General features: G+C 66.4%; 19 protein-coding genes. 8 read left to right on the plus strand and 11 right to left on the minus strand.

What is annotated here, in order from left to right; all coding sequences use genetic code 11:
* The first annotated feature begins 4 nt into the window (after positions 1–4).
* Positions 5–1,462 (plus strand): sensor histidine kinase, encoded by a 1,458-nt coding sequence (locus ACZYY4_RS00710; protein WP_463807491.1) that lies wholly within the window; start codon positions 5–7, stop codon positions 1,460–1,462.
* 3 nt (positions 1,463–1,465) lie between these two features.
* Here the strand turns inward: ACZYY4_RS00710 and ACZYY4_RS00715 are convergent, their stop codons facing one another.
* Positions 1,466–1,870: an HIT family protein gene (locus tag ACZYY4_RS00715; RefSeq protein ID WP_463807492.1), complete on the minus strand. Its 405-nt coding sequence runs from the start codon at positions 1,868–1,870 to the stop codon at positions 1,466–1,468.
* A gap of 112 nt (positions 1,871–1,982) precedes the next feature.
* On the opposite strand from ACZYY4_RS00715, the gene ACZYY4_RS00720 reads away from it, so the two are divergent.
* Complete coding sequence (locus ACZYY4_RS00720; RefSeq protein WP_463807493.1) at positions 1,983–2,513, plus strand: YceI family protein; 531 nt, start codon at positions 1,983–1,985, stop codon at positions 2,511–2,513.
* A 90-nt stretch (positions 2,514–2,603) separates the two neighbouring features.
* Here ACZYY4_RS00720 and ACZYY4_RS00725 read toward each other — a convergent pair whose 3' ends face one another.
* The 10 genes from ACZYY4_RS00725 to ACZYY4_RS00770 all read right to left on the minus strand — a co-directional run bounded on the left by ACZYY4_RS00725 (position 2,604) and on the right by ACZYY4_RS00770 (position 11,901).
* Entirely contained in the window at positions 2,604–3,731 is a 1,128-nt protein-coding gene (locus tag ACZYY4_RS00725) for an NDMA-dependent alcohol dehydrogenase (protein ID WP_463807494.1), read from the minus strand.
* 159 nt (positions 3,732–3,890) lie between these two features.
* A complete protein-coding gene (locus tag ACZYY4_RS00730) occupies positions 3,891–5,120 on the minus strand; it encodes a cytochrome P450 (RefSeq protein ID WP_463807940.1) in 1,230 nt (409 codons plus the stop codon).
* Positions 5,121–5,206: 86 nt separating this feature from the next.
* Complete coding sequence (locus tag ACZYY4_RS00735; protein WP_463807496.1) at positions 5,207–5,947, minus strand: glucose 1-dehydrogenase; 741 nt, start codon at positions 5,945–5,947, stop codon at positions 5,207–5,209.
* Between the two features lie 8 nt (positions 5,948–5,955).
* Positions 5,956–7,044 (minus strand): NAD(P)H-dependent amine dehydrogenase family protein, encoded by a 1,089-nt coding sequence (locus tag ACZYY4_RS00740; RefSeq protein WP_463807497.1) that lies wholly within the window; start codon positions 7,042–7,044, stop codon positions 5,956–5,958.
* A gap of 26 nt (positions 7,045–7,070) precedes the next feature.
* Positions 7,071–7,625: a Cif family virulence factor gene (locus ACZYY4_RS00745; RefSeq protein ID WP_463807499.1), complete on the minus strand. Its 555-nt coding sequence runs from the start codon at positions 7,623–7,625 to the stop codon at positions 7,071–7,073.
* 4 nt (positions 7,626–7,629) lie between these two features.
* Complete coding sequence (locus tag ACZYY4_RS00750; protein WP_463807500.1) at positions 7,630–7,839, minus strand: ferredoxin; 210 nt, start codon at positions 7,837–7,839, stop codon at positions 7,630–7,632.
* Positions 7,840–7,850: 11 nt separating this feature from the next.
* Entirely contained in the window at positions 7,851–9,206 is a 1,356-nt protein-coding gene (locus tag ACZYY4_RS00755; RefSeq protein WP_463807501.1) for a cytochrome P450, read from the minus strand.
* On the minus strand, positions 9,203–10,030 hold the full coding sequence (locus ACZYY4_RS00760; RefSeq protein ID WP_463807502.1) for an SDR family oxidoreductase: 828 nt from the start codon (positions 10,028–10,030) through the stop codon (positions 9,203–9,205). Before ACZYY4_RS00760 ends, ACZYY4_RS00755 begins: the two co-directional genes overlap by 4 nt.
* Positions 10,031–11,266 (minus strand): cytochrome P450, encoded by a 1,236-nt coding sequence (locus ACZYY4_RS00765; protein ID WP_463807504.1) that lies wholly within the window; start codon positions 11,264–11,266, stop codon positions 10,031–10,033.
* Positions 11,263–11,901 carry a TetR family transcriptional regulator gene (locus ACZYY4_RS00770; protein WP_463807505.1) on the minus strand — a complete coding sequence of 213 codons (639 nt, stop codon included), beginning with the start codon at positions 11,899–11,901 and terminating at the stop codon, positions 11,263–11,265. The genes ACZYY4_RS00765 and ACZYY4_RS00770 overlap by 4 nt, the downstream gene beginning before the upstream one ends.
* A gap of 168 nt (positions 11,902–12,069) precedes the next feature.
* Between ACZYY4_RS00770 and ACZYY4_RS00775 the strand changes: the two genes are divergently transcribed.
* The 6 genes from ACZYY4_RS00775 to ACZYY4_RS00800 all read left to right on the plus strand — a co-directional run.
* Entirely contained in the window at positions 12,070–13,539 is a 1,470-nt protein-coding gene (locus ACZYY4_RS00775) for an aldehyde dehydrogenase (RefSeq protein ID WP_463807507.1), read from the plus strand.
* A 20-nt stretch (positions 13,540–13,559) separates the two neighbouring features.
* Positions 13,560–14,312, plus strand: a complete 753-nt coding sequence (locus tag ACZYY4_RS00780) for an SDR family oxidoreductase (protein WP_463807508.1) — start codon at positions 13,560–13,562, stop codon at positions 14,310–14,312.
* Complete coding sequence (locus tag ACZYY4_RS00785) at positions 14,309–15,172, plus strand: NAD(P)-dependent oxidoreductase (protein ID WP_463807509.1); 864 nt, start codon at positions 14,309–14,311, stop codon at positions 15,170–15,172. The genes ACZYY4_RS00780 and ACZYY4_RS00785 overlap by 4 nt, the downstream gene beginning before the upstream one ends.
* Before the next feature lie 9 nt (positions 15,173–15,181).
* Complete coding sequence (locus tag ACZYY4_RS00790; RefSeq protein WP_463807510.1) at positions 15,182–15,616, plus strand: carboxymuconolactone decarboxylase family protein; 435 nt, start codon at positions 15,182–15,184, stop codon at positions 15,614–15,616.
* A gap of 500 nt (positions 15,617–16,116) precedes the next feature.
* Entirely contained in the window at positions 16,117–17,376 is a 1,260-nt protein-coding gene (locus ACZYY4_RS00795) for an IS701 family transposase (RefSeq protein WP_463807511.1), read from the plus strand.
* Positions 17,377–17,597: 221 nt separating this feature from the next.
* Positions 17,598–19,200: PGRS repeat-containing protein (locus ACZYY4_RS00800; RefSeq protein ID WP_463807512.1), on the plus strand; the 1,603-nt coding region annotated here is incomplete at its 3' end.

A 19,200-nucleotide genomic window follows, 5' to 3' on the forward strand; every position in this document is an offset into this window, starting at 1 on the left:
GGGGATGGTCAAACCCCCGCGCGGCATCCTGCCATTGCGGGTCAGCCTGGTGGCCGCGACCCTGGCCATGGTGGCCATCGGATTGCTGGCCCAGGGATACGCCGTCACCACCATCCTGCGGCACCGGCTGATCAGCAGGATCGATGCCACGCTCATCGACGGGGCCCACGGTTGGGCGCTGCAACAGCGTGGGCTGCCGCCATCGCGGCATGACGAGGACCCGAATCCCGGCCGGCCGCCCACGAGCTTCTACGTCCGCGACGTCGACCCGGATGGCAGCGTCTGGACCGTCGTCAACGACCAGAACGCCGAGCCGCTCCTGCCGCCGGACAACGATGTGGGATCAGTACCGATCACGATCGGCTCGGTCGACGGGTCGGGCGTGCAGTGGCGAGCCCTGTCGGTGCACGCTGAGAACGGCAGGCTGATCACCGTCGCGAGGGATCTGTCCGATCCCCGGGCCACGCTGCTCTATCTGGCCTGGTCGCGGGTGGCGATCGGCGTCGGGGTGCTGCTGGTGCTCGGTGCCGTCGGCTATCTGGTGGTCAACCGCAGTCTGCGCCCGCTGACCGAAGTCGAACGGACCGCCGCGGCGATCGCCGCCGGTCAGTTGGATCGCCGTGTGCCCGAGCGTGATCCGCGCACCGAGGTCGGACGGCTCTCGCTGGCACTCAACGGCATGCTGGCGCAGATCCAGCAGGCGGTGGCGTCCTCGGTGGCCTCGGCGGACAACGCGCGCGTCTCGGAGGAGCGGATGCGTCGGTTCATCACCGATGCCAGCCACGAGCTACGCACACCGCTGACCACGATCCGTGGCTTCGCGGAGCTCTACCGGCAGGGCGCGGCCCGTGATGTCGAGTTGCTGATGTCGCGCATCGAAAGCGAGGCGCGCCGGATGGGCCTGCTGGTCGAGGACTTGCTGCTCCTGGCCCGGATGGACGCCCAGCGGCCCCTGGAACGGCACTGGGTCGACTTGTTGGTACTGGCCACCGACGCGGTGCACGACGCCCGGGCGACCGCACCGAATCGCACCATCGAACTGGAGGTCTTCGACGGCCCGGGCACCCCCGAGGTGCTCGGTGACGAGGCCCGGTTGCGTCAAGTGCTGAGCAATCTGGTGTCCAACGCGTTACAGCACACCCCGGAAGGGGCCGCGATCACCGTGCGGATCGGCACCGACGGCGACGACGCGATCCTCGAGGTCGTCGACCAGGGGCCCGGGATGAGCGAACAGGACGTGCAGCGGGCCTTCGAGCGTTTCTTCCGCACCGACTCGTCGCGGGCGCGTACCAGCGGGGGCACGGGACTGGGACTCTCGATCGTCGACTCGCTGATCCGGGCGCATCACGGCACCGTCACCGTGAGCTCCCCACCCGGTCAGGGCTGTACTTTTCGGGTCGCGGTACCACGTCTTGCCGACACGTCGGCCGAACCGGCCGGGTTGTCTGCCGAAATTCACTGAGTCTCAGTGTATTTCAGCCAGCGCAGCCTTGATCTTGGCTTGCGCCTCGTCCAGGGACTCCGGTGAGGGATTGCGGTCCACGCCGGCGAAGCCGAAGTCGGACAAGCTGCGGGTGGGAAAGACGTGGACGTGCAGGTGCGGGACCTCCAGGCCGGCGATGATCATTCCGGCGCGCTCGGTGTCGAACGCCCGGCATACCGCCTTGCCGATTCGCTGCGCCACGGCCATCACGCCGGCGAACACAGCGCCGTCGACGTCCTGCCACTGGTCGATCTCGGCGCGGGGCACCACCAGCGTGTGACCCTGCGTCATCGGCTCGATGGTCAGGAAACCGACGACGTCGTCGTCTTCGTAAACGAACCGGCCCGGCAATTCGCGGTTGATGATCTTGGTGAAGACGCTGCTCATGAGCTTCAGCATATGCGCCGAGTACCGGATTTAGCGGGCGGTGCTGCGTATTATCGAGGACAAGCCGGTGCCACTGGCGCGGGTTGGTCACGCCACAGGTAGAGGAGATGAGATGTCAGCTGTCACAACATTTCTCAGCAGCCCCGAGGCGGTCGGTGTTTGGAACCTCGATACCGGGCAGTCGAGCATCCGGTTTGAGAACGGCACGATGTGGGGCGCTCTGAAGGTGCGTGGCGCTTTCACCGATTTTTCTGGCAGCGGCGAGATCAAGGACGCCAAGACCGTGTCCGGCCGCCTCGACATCAACGCCGCCTCGGTCGACACCGGCCTGGGCACCCGCGACCATGACCTGCGACGATCGAACTTCTTCGACACCGACCACTACCCCGACATCACCGTCGTGGTCAGCAGTGGGGAACCGGCCGGCGGTGACGCCGCCCGGCTCAACGCCGAACTGACCGTCAAGGGCATCACCGGACCGTTGCCGCTCAAGGTCGACGTGACCCCGCTCGGTGACGGGGGCGTGCGGCTGACCACCGAGACGACCGTCACCCGCAAGCAGTTCGCCGTGGAGGGCAACTTCCTGGGCATGGTCGGCAACAAGACCAAGCTGAAGGCCAACCTGGTGTTCCGAAAGGCGTAGCTCCGGCAGGTTGACTCTGCGCCTACCAGGCAAAAGTGCGAGTAGGTTGCCTGGTGAGCGCAGAGTCAACGGTTAGAGGGCTCCGCCGCGCTAGCGATCCGCGTCGGTGTAGCGGATGATGCCGCGAATGTTCTTCCCGTCCAGCATGTCCTGGTAGCCGTCGTTGATCTGCTCCAGCTTGTACTGGCGGGTCACCATGTCGTCGAGGTTCAGCTTGCCCGCCTTGTACATCGACAGCAGTTGCGGGATGTCGTACTGCGGGTTACCGCCGCCGAAGATGGTGCCCTGCAGGTTCTTCTGCAGCAGCGTCAGCATCGCCAGGTTCAGCGTGACCTGGTTGTCGAGCATGCTGCCCATCGCGGTGAGCACGCAAGTGCCACCCTTGGACGTCAGAACCATGTAGTTGTCGATGTCGGCGCCGTGCACCTCGCCGACGGTGACGATCACCTTCTTGGCCATCAGCCCGGCGGTGACCTCCATCATGCCGCCCATCGCGGCGAAGATGTCCGGATAGACATGGGTGGCACCGAACTTCAGTGCCTGGTCGCGCTTCCAATCCACCGGGTCGATGACGAAGATATTGCGGGCGCCGGCACCGACCGCGCCCTGCAGGGCCGACATGCCCACCCCGCCGACGCCGACGATCGCGACATCCTCGCCCGGGCGGATGTTGGCGGTGCGCACCGCCGAGCCGTAACCGGTGGTGACGCCGCAGCCCACCAGGCAGGCCACCTCGAACGGGATCGACGGGTCGATCTTCACCACCGAGGTCTTGTGCACCACCATCCACGGGGAGAAAGTGCCCAGCAGTGTCATCGGGTAGACACCCTGGCCGCGGGCCTGCACCCGGAAGGTGCCGTCGCTGACCGCCACACCGTTGAGCAGGCCGGCGCCCAGGTCGCACAGGTTGCGCATCCCGGCCTGACAGGTCGGACAGCTGCCGCAGGACGGAATGAAGGACAGCACCACGTGGTCGCCCGGCTCCAGGCCTTCCACGCCGGGGCCGACCTCGGTGATGATGCCGGCGCCCTCGTGGCCGCCCAGGACGGGGAAGCCGGCCATGGGGATGCCGCCGGTCATCAGGTGGTGGTCGGAGTGGCACATACCGGCCGCTTCGAGCTGGATCTTGACCTCGTCTTTCTGGGGGTCACCGATCTCGATCTCCTCGACCGACCACGGCTTGTTGAACTCCCAGAGCAACGCACCCTTTGTCTTCACCGCGTACCTGCTTTCATCTCGAATATCCGGCCAGAGAACGGCCCCGGGCCTGGCCCGGGGCTCCGGGCAGCCCCTTCGTGGCAGCCTATAGCCCGCCACAGCCCGGGGGAAGGGCCTCCCCAACCAACCGGGTGATTGACTGCAACATTCAGGGGCGCCCTAGTGATAGGAGACTTGCAGTTCTTTGACGCCGTTGATCCAGCCCGAGCGCAGTCGTTGCGGCTCGGCCAGTTTGGCGATATCGGGCAGCTGGTTGGCGATTTCGTCGAACATCAGCCGAATCTCCATGCGGGCCAGGTTGGCGCCGATGCAGTAGTGCGTGCCCTGCCCGCCGAACGCCAGATGCGGGTTGGGATCACGCAGGATGTCGAAGCTGAACGGCCGCTCGAAGACCTCTTCGTCGTAGTTGGCCGAACTGTAGAACAGGCCGACCCGCTGCCCCTGCCCGATTGCCACCCCGCCGAGCTCGGTGTCGATCTTGGCGGTGCGCTGGAAACAGTGCACCGGGGTGGCCCAGCGGACGATCTCGTCGACGGCGGTCTCGGGGCGCTCGCGCTTGTAGAGCTCCCACTGATCGGGGTTCTCCACAAAGGCGTTGATGCCGTGCGTCATGGCATTGCGGGTTGTCTCGTTGCCGGCCACCGCCAACAAGATCACGAAGAACGCGAACTCGGTTTCGCCGAGCGATTCGCCGTCCATGTCGGCCTGGACCAGCCGCGTGACGATGTCATCAGCCGGACAGCGTCGCCGTTCCTCGGCCATGGTGTAGGCGTAGCCCATCAACTCGGCGTTGGCCATGGCCGGATCGGAGTCGAAATCCGGGTCGTCGGTGTTCATGATCGAGTTGGTCCAGGCAAACAGCTTCTCCCGGTCGGCCTCGGGAACCCCGATCAGATCGGCGATCGCCAACAGCGGCAGCTTCATTGCGATGTCGTCGACGAAGTTGCCGCTGTTCTTCTCCGCGGCGGCCGCGACGATCTCGCGGGCCGATTGCGCGAGCTTCTCCTCCAGCGCGCCGACGGAGCGCGGGGTGAACAGTCGGGAGACCAGCTTGCGCAGCCGGGTGTGCTCGGGCGGGTCGTGGTTGATCAGCAGCGCCTTGGTCAGCTCCAACTGGTCGGCGGTGATGCCCTCGGGCAGTCGCATCACCGCACCCTTGGCGTTGGTCGACCACACGTCGTTGTCACGCGAGATCTCTTTGATGTGTTGGTGTTTGCTGACTACCCAGTAACCGCCGTCATCGAAGATGTTGCTGTGTGCGGGCTGTTCGTTCCACCAGACCGGAGCAGTCTTGCGCAGTTCGGCGAACTCGGTGATCGGCATGCCGTGCAGTAGGACGTCCGGATCGGTGAAGTCGAAACCGGGACCGAACGGACACGCTGATTGCATTGATGTCAAGACGAACACCTCTGGTTGTCGCGGGGAGCCGGGCCGGCGTCGAACATACACATCCTGATCATGTGTATGACCTGCTGTCAACCGGTCTTGTGCGGAACGTCGGTGACCAGACCGCCGTCCATGACGAACTCCGAACCAGTGGCGTAAGACGATTCGTCACTGGCCAGGAACACCACGAAGGAGGCGACTTCCTCGGCTGTGCCGGGCCGGCCCAGCGGGATTGTCACCATGTCCTCCGGCAGGTGCTCGGTCATCGGGGTGCGGATGAACCCGGGATGCAGCGAATTGACCCGAATGTTGTGGCGCGCGAGTTCCAGAGCGGCCGATTTGGACAGCCCGCGAACCGCCCACTTCGAGGCCACGTAGGGGTGCACCATCGGTGCGCCGCGAAGGCCTTCGATCGAAGACACATTGATGATGGACCCGCCGCCGGCGGCGATCATCGAATCGATGGAGGCGCGCATGCCCAGGAATGTGCCGTTGAGGTTCACATCGATGACGTTGTGCCACTGGTCCAGATCGAACTTGCGCAGCGACCCCAGTGCGACGGTCCCGGCATTGTTGACCAACACGTTCAGCTTCCCGAACGTCTCGACCGCGGCCTTCACCGCGGCAGCCCACTGCTCCGGGTCCCGGACGTCGAGATGCACGTACAGCGCGGCGTCGCCGAGTTCCGCTGCGAGCGCCGCGCCTTCGGTGTCCAGCACGTCGCTGATGACCACCTTGGCGCCCTCGTCGACCAACATCCGGGCGTCTGCCGCGCCCATGCCGCGCGCACCCCCGCTGATCAGAGCTACTTTCCCGTCGACACGCCCCATAGTTGTCCTCAGCCTTTCGCTGGTTCGGTGATTATCTGTGCGCCGCCGGTGATCAGCGGCAGGTCCAGCGTGGTGACGATGCCGGGCGGTGCCGCGACGACGGCGGGCACGGCATTGACCACCCGGCCCACGCCGGCGGCGATCGCCGCATAGTTGTGGTCGCCGTGGCTACTGGTCGGGCGGATGTCGACGGTGTACGACGGTTCGCCGATGATCTCCACCCGGTAGGAGCCACCCGGTTGCGCGGGCTGCGCCCAGTCCGGCCGCAGGTCGGCGCGCAGTCGGGTGACGTGCTCCACCACGATCAGCGGATGTCCGTTGACGATGCCGCGGATCTCGAACTTGAGCGCGGCGACACCGCCTTTGGGGATGTGCCCAGCCGCGATGTCGAAGGCTTCCGGCGCGGGTTCGCGTTCGCTGGCGTCGGTGATGGCGTCCAAGGTCACCCCCAGCCCGGCGGCCAGTTCGCGGATCGCCGCGCCCCACGCGATGCTCAAGATGCCGGGCTGCAGCAGCATCGGCACCTCGTCGAGCGAGCTGCCGAAGCCCATCACGTCGAACATCACCTCGGCGCCGTCGTACGTCGCGTAGTCGGCGATCTCCAGGCAGCGGATCTGCTCGACGTGTTGGCACGTGCTGGCGAAGGTCAACGGCACCAGGTCGTTGATGAAACCGGGATCGACGCCGTTGACGTAGACACTCGAATTACCCTGCCGGGCAGCCTCTTCGATGGGTGCGATGAACTTGTCCGGGATGACGCCCCATGGGTACTGCAGCACCCCGGGGGCCGTCCCGATGACGTTGATCCCCGCCTCGAGCAGCCGGCAGACGTCACGCAGCGCGCCCGGCAGCCGGGTGTCGCCCATGGCGCAGTAGACCGCGGCGTCGGGCTTGGCGCCGATGATCGCATCGAAGTCATCGGTGGCGGCGATACCGGTGTGGATGTCGAGGCCGGCCAGCTCACCGGCGTCTCGGCCCACTTTGGCAGCCGTTGAGACCCACACCCCGGTGAGCTCGTAGGCGGGATTGCTGATCAGCCCCCGCAGGGCGATGCGCCCGGCGTTGCCGGTGCCGATCAGGGCGACGCGTATGGCCACGTGTTCTCCTGCGCGTGAGTTGTGGGCTACCAGAGCGGAACCGGCGAGGTACCCAGCGGGTAGTAGCCGGGGAGCTTCTCGCCGGCCAGGCTGCGCTCGATGCGTTTCTGCATTCCACTCGAGAGTTTGCCGGCGGTCATCAGATCCATGTAGAGCTTCTGGACGTGACCGAAGTCGAAGAAGTCACGCTGCCACTCGATGAGCGGCCGCCCGTCTTTTTCGGTGAGCCGAAACCAGCTGCCGCCGATTCCGTAGATCTCCGACTCGGCGCCGTCGGCGTCTGTGGCGACCTGCTTCCAGAATCCGACGATCTCGCCCTGCTTCTCGTCGATGAGAACCTTCTGGTACGGGTACTGCCAGTTGTCCAGGCCCGCCATCTCCAGACCCAGTGCGATGTCGCGAATCTCGTCGATCCCGACGCACATGACGTCCTCCTTGGGGCCGATGTTCCAGCCGTAGGTGGCGTCATCGGTGTAGAAGGCGGCCAGATTGGTCCAGTCGCCGGCCGCTTCGGCGTCGCGATTGGCCTGCAGCCAGCGCTCGACCCATTCGTCGAGTTGTTCGCGGGGGAATGAGGGCATGGTTCTAATCCTTTATCTCTTCGATGGACAAAGCTCTAGTGGGACAGGCCCGTACGGCTTCTTCGATCTGGCGACGGTCTTCGTCGGGAGGTTCGGCATCTAGGATCTCGACCTTGCCGTGTTTGGGCACCCGGAAGTAGTCGGGTGCCTCGAGTTCGCACATGGCGTGGCCCTGGCACAGGTCCAGGTCCACCTTCACCGTGTAGTGACCCATCGCGGCACCTCCTAGCTGCTGCGCCGGCGGTAGCGCACCTTGGCCGGGCGGGCCAGCTGCACCACCATCTTGGAGTGGTCGTTGCGGTAGGTCTCCGGCGGCTGCGACATCTCGAACTCGTACTCGCGCAGCAGCACTGAGAAGATCGCCTTGATCTGCATGGCGGCGAATGCCGCCCCCACGCAACGGTGCCGGCCGGCTCCGAAGGGAATCCAGGTCCACCGGTGGATGACGTCTTCCTCCCGCGGCTCGTTGTAGCGCTCCGGCACGAACTCGTTCGGATCGGGGAAGGACTCCGGTATCCGGTTGGAGACCGCCGGCGAAGCCGCCACCATGTCGCCCTCGTGGATCGGGTAGCCGCAGACCTCGAACTCATCCTTGGCCACCCGCATCAGGATGATCAGCGGGGGGTGCAGCCGCAGGGTCTCCTTGAGCACGTTCTCCAGGTTCGGGATCTGGCGCAGCGCATGGAAACTCACCTCGCTGCCGTCGGCGTACAGCTGATCAAGCTCGTTGATGACGGCGCTCAACGCGTCCGGGTGGCGCAGCATCTCGATCAACGTCCACGCACTGGTTCCAGAGCTGGTGTGGTGCCCGGCGAACATGATCGAGATGATGATCCCGGTGATCTCGTCGGCACTGAACCGCGGATTGCCGTTCTCGTCGGGGATCGAGACCATGACGTCGATCATGTCCCGGCGCCGCTTGTCGGTCTCCGGATTGGCGATTCGGCCGTTCATGATCCCCTGCACCAGCTCGACCAGCTTCACCCGGGCTTCGTCACGTCGGCGGAAGCTCTCGATCGGCAGGTAGGGGTCGACGTAGCACAGCGGGTCGGTGCCGTTCTCCAGTTCGTAGTACAGCTCGGCGAACCGGCCGTCGAGTTCCTCGCGGAACTTGCGGCCGATCAGGCAGGCTGTCGAGGTGTAGATGGTCAGCTCGGCGAAGAACTCCAATAGATCAATTTCACCGCTCTCGCCCCACCCCGTGATCATCTGGCGCACCTCGTGTTCGATGGTGCTGGCGTGCCGCTTCATGTGATCGCCGCGAAGCGCGGTGTTGTGCAGCATCTCCGCGCGCCGCTCCGGCGGTGCATCGAACACCACGCCATTGCCGAAGATCGGGGTCATGAACGGGTAGGCGGCGGCCTGGTCGAGTTCGTCGTCGGTGGACCGGAAGAAGAACTCGTTGGCCTCGGGGCCGGTCAGCAGCACCACCTTGCGCCCAGCCAGGTCGAACCAGCCGACATCCCCGCATTCGTCGCGCACCCGTTGCATCAACCCGATCGGGTCGGTGCGGAACTCTTCGAGATGGCCGTGCTCGACCTCCCCTCCTGAGACCCGGGGAACCTCAGTACTGACGGTCATGTCGGCATTCCTTCCTCGCCCAATTGCAGGTTCTGACGGTCGGAGGCGGTGTCGTGCAGTGGCGCCTCGGGTTGCACCTCCAGGTTGACGATGTGCGCCCCGCGCGGCGTCTCGGCGACGAATGCGATGGCGCGAGCAAGATCGGCCGGCCGCAGGAAGTAGCTGTGCCGGGCCTGGCCCCACTTGGCCCAGTCCTGGAGCATCGGACCCACCTGCTCGGCGGTGAGCCCCCAGCCCATCTCGGTCATGGTCGGTCCAGGATGCACGATAGAGGCCCGAACTCCGGTGCCCTCCAACTCCATTCGCATGTTACTCACCATCGCGACCAGCGCGGCTTTCGCGGCACCGTAGGCGCCCATGTGCGGGCGCTGCTGCAGCGCGACGTCGGAGCCGATGAAGATGACGTCCCCGCGCCGGCGGGCAACCATGTCCGGAACCACCGCGGTGGCCAGCCGGTTGGCGCCGATCAGGTGCACCTGGATCTGGTCGTTGAATGCCTCGGTGCTCATCTCGTGGATGCGCCCCGGGAACATGTCACCCGCGCCGGAGACCAGCAGCTCGATCTCGCCGAGCGCATCAATACTGGATGCCACAAAGGATTTCACCGAGTCGACGTCGGTGACGTCCAGCGGAAACGCGACCGCCTCACCGCCGTCGCCGCGAATCTTGCCGACCAGCTCGGTGAGTTTGTCGGTGCGCCGCGCGCCCAAGGCTACCGGAAAGCCGCGGCGCGCCAGCTCTTCTGCCGTGGCGGCACCGATGCCTGAGGACGCGCCGGCGACGATGGCGGGCCGGCGAGCCGGGGATGGGTCGAAACGTGGCACTTACGCCTCCTTGACGGTGATCGGGAGCTCGGCGAAGCCGCGCACGTTGGATGAATGCACCCGTACGGCGTTGGCTTCGTCGACCTGGTAGTCGCTGATCCGGTTGAACAATTCGTCGAGCGCCACCCGGGCTTCCATCCGGGCCAGGTGCGCGCCGAGGCAGAAGTGGGCGCCGCTGCCGAAACTGAGCAGCTTGGAACCGATGTCACGGCCGATCCGGAACGAGTCGGGGTCATCGAAGACCCGCTCGTCGCGGTTTCCGGAGCCGGGCAGCAGCAGCACCACCGCATCGGCCGGGATGGTGGTGTCGTGCAGGGTGTAATCCTGCGCGGCGGTGCGCGCCAGAATCTGGCTGGGCGTGTCGTAGCGCAGTGTCTCCTCCACCCACAGCGGGATTCGGGAGTGGTCAGCGAAGACCGACGTCAGCTCGTCGCGGTTGCGGTGCCCCCAGTACAGCGAGCTACCCAGCAGCTTGGTGGTGGTCTCGTTGCCGGCGATCACCATCAGGAACAGGAACGCCAGGATCTCCTGGTCACCGAGCCGGTCTCCGTCGACCTCGGTCTCCAGCAGTGCCGAGGTCAGGTTGTCGGCCGGGTTCTTCTTGAAGCCGGCGATCATTTCGTTGTAGTAGGTCATCAGATCCATCGATGCCTGGATCGCCGACTGCGGGACATCGGTCACCCCGTCCTCGCGGTGCAACACCCCGTCGGCCAGCTCTCGGATCCGCGTGCGGTCGGCCTCGGGGACACCCATCAGCTCGGAGATGACGTCCATCGGCAGTTTGCCGGCGAAGTCGTTGATGAAGTCGAACGAACAGGTGCCGTCCGAGCCGGGTTGGATCGCGGCATCCAGATGCTGACGCGCCAACCGCACCACCTGCGATTCGAGCTCTCGGATCCGGCGCGGGGTGAAGCCCTTGGACACCAGGGTGCGAAGCCGCAGGTGCTGCGGATCGTCCATCGCCAGGAAGGACATCACCAGCTGGGCATGCGGGCCGCGGGAGACAGGGTCCAGTGAGACACCGTCACGGTTGGACAGTGCGTCGCTGTTGCGGAAGCCGTGCAGGACGTCCTGGTGGCGCGAGATCGCCCAGAAGTTCAGCTCCTCGTTGTGATACACCGGGGCTTCGTCGCGCAGCCGCTGGTAGTACGGGAACGGGTCCTCGTGGAAGTCGTAGTCGTACGGGTTGAGGACGGGGCGGCCGGAGGTCGCGGAAGAAACGGTCTGCAGGCTCATCGCGGTGCTCCTGATTCGAGGATCAGGCTGACGACATAGGCCAGCCGATCGGTGATCTGGTGATAGGTAGAGGCGCCGCTGCCGGCGTTGACCAGGGCGCCGAAGAACGTCATCTCCAAAGCCGAAACCTTCTGGGCATCCGCCCCGGGCCCGATCGCCGAGGTGATGCGGCGGTGGATCTCGCCGCCGATCCGGTCGCGCACCGAGCGGACCGCCGGATCGCCGCTGCCACTGAGCAACGCCGCGGTGGAGGCCGCCGCGACCTCGGGCTCGTCGGCCAACACCAGCGCCAGGTGCCGCAGCGCCTTGTTGACCCGGCTCGGCATCGGCTCGTTGACGTCGGTGAAGTACGGGACCTGACGGACCAGGTCCAGGTAAACCTCGGCAATCAGGTGGTTCTTCGACGAGAAGTAGGTGTAGGCGGTCGCCGGGGCGACCTTGGCCCGTGCGGCGACCGCGCGCACGGTGAGGTCCGCGTAGGACGTTTCGCGCAACATCTCGACACCGGCGGCCAGCACCTTGCGGAAGGTCTCCTCCTGGCGCCGGTTGCGGGTGGCCGGGGACGCCGGAGATGCTGCGGCCACCGCGGGAGCGCCGTTCGTCGATGTGACTGCTACCACCGATTCACTGGACACCTGTCCAACGTAGCCGAAGGCAGTTTGGTAAGGCAAGTCCGCTGGGACACGGCGGTTTTTCACCTACCGGGTTGCGGGACCCGCGATTCTGCCGCTAGGGTTCGATCGAGCGATAACGGACAAGTGTCCAATTTCAGGTGGGGCACCCGAAAGCAGTGGGAGTGACTGATGGCGCTACTGGCCGACGGCGTGAGCCGCCTGCTCATCGACGGAAAGCTGACCTCCGGCGCAGCCGGTGGCTTCGCCACCGTCAACCCGGCCACCGAGGAGGTGCTCGGTGAGGCGGCCAACGCCGACGCGGCCGACATGGATCGCGCCATCGATGCGGCGCGGCGGGCGTTCGACGAGACCGACTGGTCGACCAACACCGAGCTGCGGGTGCGTTGTGTGCGCCAGCTTCGCGACGCCATGCGCGAGCACGTCGAGGAGCTTCGCGAGCTGACCATCGCCGACGTGGGGGCGCCGCGGATGCTCACCGCCGCTGCCCAGCTGGAGGGTCCGATCACCGACCTCGGGTTCGCCGCGGACACCGCCGAAAGCTACGAATGGACGCAGGATCTCGGGCAGGCCTCCCCACTGGGCATTCCCACTCGGCGCTCGGTGGTGCGGGAGGCCGTCGGCGTCGTCGGCGCGATCACCCCGTGGAACTTCCCGCACCAGATCAACCTGGCCAAGCTGGGCCCGGCGCTGGCCGCCGGCAACACCATCGTGCTCAAACCCGCACCCGACACCCCGTGGGTTGCCGCGGTGCTCGGGGAGCTGATCGCCGAGCACACCGACATTCCGCCGGGCGTGGTCAACATCGTCACCTCCACCGACCACGCGCTGGGCGCCATGCTCGCGAAAGATCCTCGGGTGGACATGGTCTCGTTCACCGGATCGACGGCCACCGGTCGCAGCGTGATGGTCGACGCGGCCGCCACCATCAAGAAGGTCTTCCTGGAGCTGGGCGGCAAGTCCGCCTTCGTGGTGCTCGACGACGCCGACCTGGCGGCGGCCTGCTCGGTGGCGGGGTTCTCCGTCTGCATCCACGCCGGACAGGGCTGTGCGATCACCACCCGACTGGTGGTGCCCCGGGCCCGCTACGACGAGGCGGTCGCCATCGCGGCCGGCACCATGGGCTCGATCAAGCCCGGCGACCCCACCAAGCCCGGCACCATCTGCGGCCCGCTGATCTCGGCGCGCCAGCGCGACCGGGTGCAGAGCTACCTGGATCTGGCGCTCACCGAGGGCGGCGAGTTCGCCTGCGGGGGTGGTCGGCCCGCCGATCAACCCGCCGGCTTCTTCATCGAACCCACGGTGATCGCCGGGCTGACCAACTCCGCGCGGGTGGCCCGCGAGGAGATCTTCGGGCCCGTGCTCACCGTGATCGCCCACGACGGCGACGACGATGCGGTGCGCATCGCCAACGACTCGCCCTACGGGCTGTCCGCGACCGTCTACGGCGCCGACGCGCAGCGGGCGGCCGCGGTGGCGGCCCAGATGCGGGCCGGGACCGTCAACGTCAACGGCGGGGTCTGGTACTCCGCGGATGTGCCGTTCGGCGGGTACAAGCAGTCCGGCAACGGCCGGGAGATGGGTGTTGCCGGGTTCGAGGAGTACCTGGAAACCAAAGCCATTGCGACAGCGGCGAACTGACAAGCAAGGAGATGGAGCAGATGGGACAATTCGACGACAAGGTGGCCATCGTCACCGGTTCCGGCGGTGGGATCGGCCAGGCGTACGCAGCGGCGCTGGCAGCCGGCGGAGCCGCGGTGGTGGTCGCCGACATCAACATCGACGGTGCGCAGAACGTGGCCAAGCAGATCGTCGCCGACGGGGGCAAGGCCATCGCGGTGCGGGTCGACGTCTCCGACCCGGAGTCGGCGCAGGCCATGGCAGACGCGACGGTGGCGGAGTTCGGCGGGATCGATTACTTGGTGAACAATGCCGCGATTTTCGGTGGCATGAAGCTCGACGGCCTGCTGACCGTGCCGTGGGACTACTACGAGAAGTTCATGCGGGTGAATCTGGACGGTGCACTGATCTGCACCCGGGCGGTCTACGAGCACATGGCCAAGCGGGGCGGCGGTGCGATCGTCAATCAGTCTTCCACCGCTGCATGGGTTTACGCGAACTTCTACGGTCTGGCCAAGGTCGGCATCAACGGCCTGACCCAGCAGCTCTCCCGCGAGCTGGGCTGGCGCAACATCCGGATCAATGCGATCGCGCCCGGCCCGATCGACACCGAGGCCAATCGGGTCACCACCCCGCAGGCCATCGTGAAGCAGATGGTGCAGCAGCTGCCGCTGGCCCGGATGGGCACGCCCGAGGATCTGGTGCCGATGTGTCTGTTCCTGCTGTCGGACCAGGCGTCGTGGATCACCGGACAGATCTTCAACGTCGACGGCGGACAGATCATCCGCTCATGACGACCGAGGAAACTCCCCGCCTGGGCTACATCGGGCTGGGCAACATGGGCGCACCGATGGCCAAGCGACTGGTCGAATGGCCCGGCGGCGTGACGATATTCGACCTGCGCACCGAGGCGATGACGCCCTTGGCCGAGGCCGGGGCCAGCATCGCCGACAGCGTCGCCGATGTCGGCGCCAACGCCGACATCATCAGCATCACGGTGCTCGACGACGCCCAGGTCCGCCAGGTGGTCGCCGAACTGGTTACCACCGCGAAGCCCGGCACCGTCATCGCGATCCACTCGACCATCGCCGACACCACGGCCGCCGAGCTGGCCGAGGAGCTGAAACCGCAGGGCATTCACGTCATCGACGCACCCGTCAGCGGTGGCGCCGGTGCCGCCGAGAAGGGCCAGCTGGCCACCATGGTCGGCGCCGAACGCGCGATCTACGAACAGATCAAGCCGGCATTCAAGCTGTGGGCATCGCTGGTCATCCATGCCGGCGAACCCGGTGCCGGCACCCGAATGAAGCTGGCGCGCAACATGTTGACGTTCACCGCCTACGCCGCGGCCGGAGAGGCGATGAAATTGGCCGAGGCCGCCGGGCTGGATCTGCAGGCGCTGGGCCGGGTGGTGCGGCACACCGATGCGCTCACCGGCGGCCCGGGGGCAATCATGCTGCTCGACTCGACGGCGCCACTGGCCGCCGACCACTTCCTGCGGGACGCCTTCACGCACACCCGCGGGCTCGGGGAGAAGGACCTGCGCCTCGCACTGGGATTGGGCCAGGCCACCGGAACGGACCTGCCGCTCGCCCAGGTTGCGCTGGCCGAACTGGCCGCCGGTCTGGGCGTGCCGCATTCCACCACCGACTAGGAGAATCTGATGGACGAACTGCGCCGGACCGGCCTGGCCAAGATGAACGAGGTCTACGCGTGGGACATGCCCGACATGCCGGGCGAGTACTTCGCGCTCACCGCCGATCACCTGTTCGGCCGGATCTGGAGCCGCCCCGGGCTTTCCATGCGCGACAAGCGGCTGATGACGCTGACGGTGGTCACCGCGGTGGGGGAGAAGGATCTGGCCGAGATCCAGGTCAACGCCGCGCTGCACAACGGGGAGCTGACCGAGGACGAGCTGCGCGAGATGGCCATCTTCATCACCCACTATGTCGGCTTCCCGCGGGGTTCCGGGCTGAACGCTGTGGTGGAGAAGGTGATCGCCAAGCGCAATAAGGCCGCCGCCGCGGGCAAGGCCGAGGATAAGAAGGCCAACGTCGAAGCGGCGCTGGGCAAGCGCGGGGGTAATCCGAGCGACTGAATCTGGGGGAATCTCCAGGTTGTCGAAATTCGTTGGTACAGCGCCGGGTCGAATCCGGCTTGTGGATGTGCACAGCCGGGGCGGCGGCCACCACTGACAGGTCCCCGGTCAGCTCGTTGCTGCACTGCCACAGGCAGCGATCCGGCGGCCTACCTCGTCGCACATAGGGCTGACCCGATCCCAGCTCCCACGCCGCCTCGCGAAAAACCGGGCCGCCGACCGAACAGCGGTTGGAACCGGTTCGTCACCGGCACTCCGGTCAAGCGACCCGAGCCGTCCTTGGCGGGTGCACTCGACGGTCCTATCGAACGCCAGCGCCGAGCGCTGTAGCCGCATCGTCAAACACGTCGGCGGCGTCCGCAATACGGAGAACCCAACGTCGCTGACTACGGGGGTCTGCGAGGGTCGTCAAGAGTTTCGGATGCCCGCCCGGGATCGTGATAATTCTTTATTCCGTTGTGTTACAACGGATTTCGTAATTCCTCTGTAAGGTTCGGCAAGTGGATGCGGCCAGTATTAGACGTGTCGGTAGTCAGTTGGATTCCTTTGTCGGTGAGGTTTTCTCGGCGCTGACACGCAAGGATCGGCGGGCGACGGCGGGGCTGTATGTACGGGGACTGCTGCTGGACGGCCAGCGCAAGTCGATGCAGCCGATGGCGGCGAGGTTGCGGGTGGATCACCAGCGGTTGCAGCAGTTCGTAACCAGTTCGCCGTGGGATGTGGAGCCGGTCCGTAACACGTTGTCCGGCAAAGCGTGCACTCTGATCGAACCGGATGCGTGGGTGATCGACGACACCGGGTTCACCAAGGATGGCGACGCTTCGGCATGCGTGGCCCGCCAGTACTCGGGCAACCTGGGTAAGGTCGGCAACTGCCAGATCGCCGTCAGCGTGCACGCCGCCTCCGACGCGGCGTCCGCCCCACTGGATTGGCGACTGTTTCTGCCGCAACGCTGGGACACCCGGTTCGCCGGTGATCCCGCTGGTGTGGCTGCGGCCGCGACCCGCCGCAAGCGGTGCGCGATCCCCGATGGCGAGCGCCATCGGCCCAAATGGCAGATGGCGCTGGAGATGATCGACGAATTGATCGCATGGGGACGCACCCCACCGGTCGTGGTCGCCGACGCAGGATACGGTGACACCACCGCATTCCGCCAAAGCCTGGCCGACCGTAAGATCGGCTACGTCGTCGCCGTCAGAGGTGCCACCACCGCTTATCGGGCTGACGCGGTAGCCGAAACCGTACCTTCCGCAGGGCGTGGGCGCTCCTCGGTACCGCGCTACCGCACCCCGCTCCAGTCCTGCAGGGACCTGGCGATGTCCGCCGGGCGCACCGCGCTGCAAACAGTGACCTGGCTCCACGGCGACAAGTCCGACCCCGACAACCCCGTCGGGGTGATGCACTCCAGATTCCTCGCGCTGCGGATCCGCCCGGCCAACCCCGACGTGGCCCCAGCACACGACGGTCACCTCCCCGAAGCCTGGTTGCTCAGTGAATTGCCCGCCGGTACCGATGAGCCCACCGACTACTGGATCTCCACCCTTCACTCCGGTACGTCGCTCAAAGACCTCGTGCGTCTGGCCAAGATCCACTGGCGTATCGAACATGACCGCCGGCAACTGAAAGCCGGCCTGGGCCTCGACCATTTCGAGGGCCGGTCCTGGATCGGCTGGCACCACCACGCCACCCTGGTCTCCGCCGCCCACCTGTTCCTCACCACCCTGCGGCTGACAAAACCCGAAGCGGGTGTGCAGGACTGAGCCGCTACGGCGCCCTACGCGAACTCCAACGCGCACTTGTTCATTGGGTCGACACCAGCCCACTACCCCACCCTCATCTGCCCAACTTAACAAAGTACAACGCGACCTCGTATTAATCCCGGTGAAATCCTTCCCTAGGCAGTCGTTGGGCGTTAACTTCGGGAAAGTTCAGGTTCGGGGGAATCGACCAAGGTCTGGTCATGAGAAATGGGGGGCAGTTAATGAGTCGTCGGAGCAACCGCGGGCAGCTGGGGCGCAAGAACGGTTCGGGGGCGCGTCGTGACCGAGCGATCGGGGCCGCAGCGTCGGTCGGGGCGTTCCTGGCGTTCGGGATGGCGCCTTTGGCCAGTGCGCCAGTCGCGCAGGCCGACGACTTCGACTGGGTGATGGACCTGATCAATCCCCTGTTCGGGATTCCGGTCGGCGATGACGCGACACCGGGGGTCGAACTGTTCGAACTCTCCCCAGGGGGCGCCTTGGGCTCTGCTGCAGGTGCCGACTTTGCTCAGATGTGGCAGGACAGCTCCTACATGCCGCTGCATGACGGCATGCAGGTTTGGATCAATAGCGCGTTCGGTCAACAGGTCGACGGGTTCATCAACCAGATGTTCGAGCCGCTGACCCAGGGTGCGTGCGGTGTGATCTGTAACGGTGTCGACGGCACCGAGCTTGACCCCGATGGCCAAACCGGTGGGCTGTGGTTCGGTGACGGCGGCAACGGCTGGAGCTCAGATCAGGTGGGTGTCGCTGGCGGTAACGGCGGCCTCGCCGGCGGGATCGGCAATGGCGGCGACGGTGGTGCCGGTGGCTTGGGCGCCGACGGTGGTGACGGCGGCCATGGCGGCGAGATGTGGGGCAACGGCGGGGATGGCGGCGCGGGTGGCGTCGGGACCGCGCAGCTGGCCGCCGGTAACGGTGGTAATGGCGGCTCGTCTGGTCAAGCCCAGGACTTCTTCGGGATGGGCGCATGGGGCAACGGCGGTAACGGCGGCGTCGGTGGCGCGGGTTGGACCGGCACCAATGGTGGTGCGGGCAGCGTCCCCGGGGCCGACGGCGGCAATGGTGTGGTCGGCGGTCGCGCGGGTAACGGCGGTCTTGGTGGCGACGGCTCGTCGATCCTCGGGATCGGTGGCAACGGCGGCGGCGGCGGTGTCGGGGGGAATGGCGGCAACGGTGGTGCCGGCGCTGCCGGGGAGGACGCGACGACTCCGGGTGACACCGGCGGTGACGGCGGTAGCGGGGGTCTGGGGGCGGTTGGTGGTGCTGGCGGAAACGCCGGTGCGGGCGGTAAGGGCTCCAGCTTCCTGGGTGCGAACGGCGATGAGGGTGTCGGCGGCCAGGGCGGTGCCGGCGGCCGCGGCGGCGACGCCAGCGATGGTGGCCTCGGTGGTGCCGGGGATGCCACCCATCTCGACGGCGGTGCGGGCGGCAATGGCGGCGATGTGGGCGCTGGTGGCCAGGGTGGCGCTGGCGGCACCGGAATCACGGAGGCGGCCGACGGCGCCACCGGTGCCTTCGGTACCGGCGGCAACGGTGGTAACGGTGGTGCCGGTCATGACGCGGTGAATGCCGGGCAGAACGGTGGCAATGGTGGGGCGGCCGGTAACGGTGGCAGCTACGGCAACGGTGGTAATGGTGGTGCCGGTGGTGATGGCAAGGCCGGTGTCGGTGGTGGTGTGGGTAGCAACGGTGTTACCGCGGGTGCTGGTGGTGAGGTCGGTGGAGTCGGTCAGGCCGGTGGTTCTGGTGGTGCCGGTGGTGCCGGCGGTGCTGGTGGCTCGGTCTCGGGTGATGCCGGCAGTGGTGGCGCTGGTGGTGTGGGCG

Source organism: Mycobacterium sp. IDUB_21 (assembly GCF_055419425.1).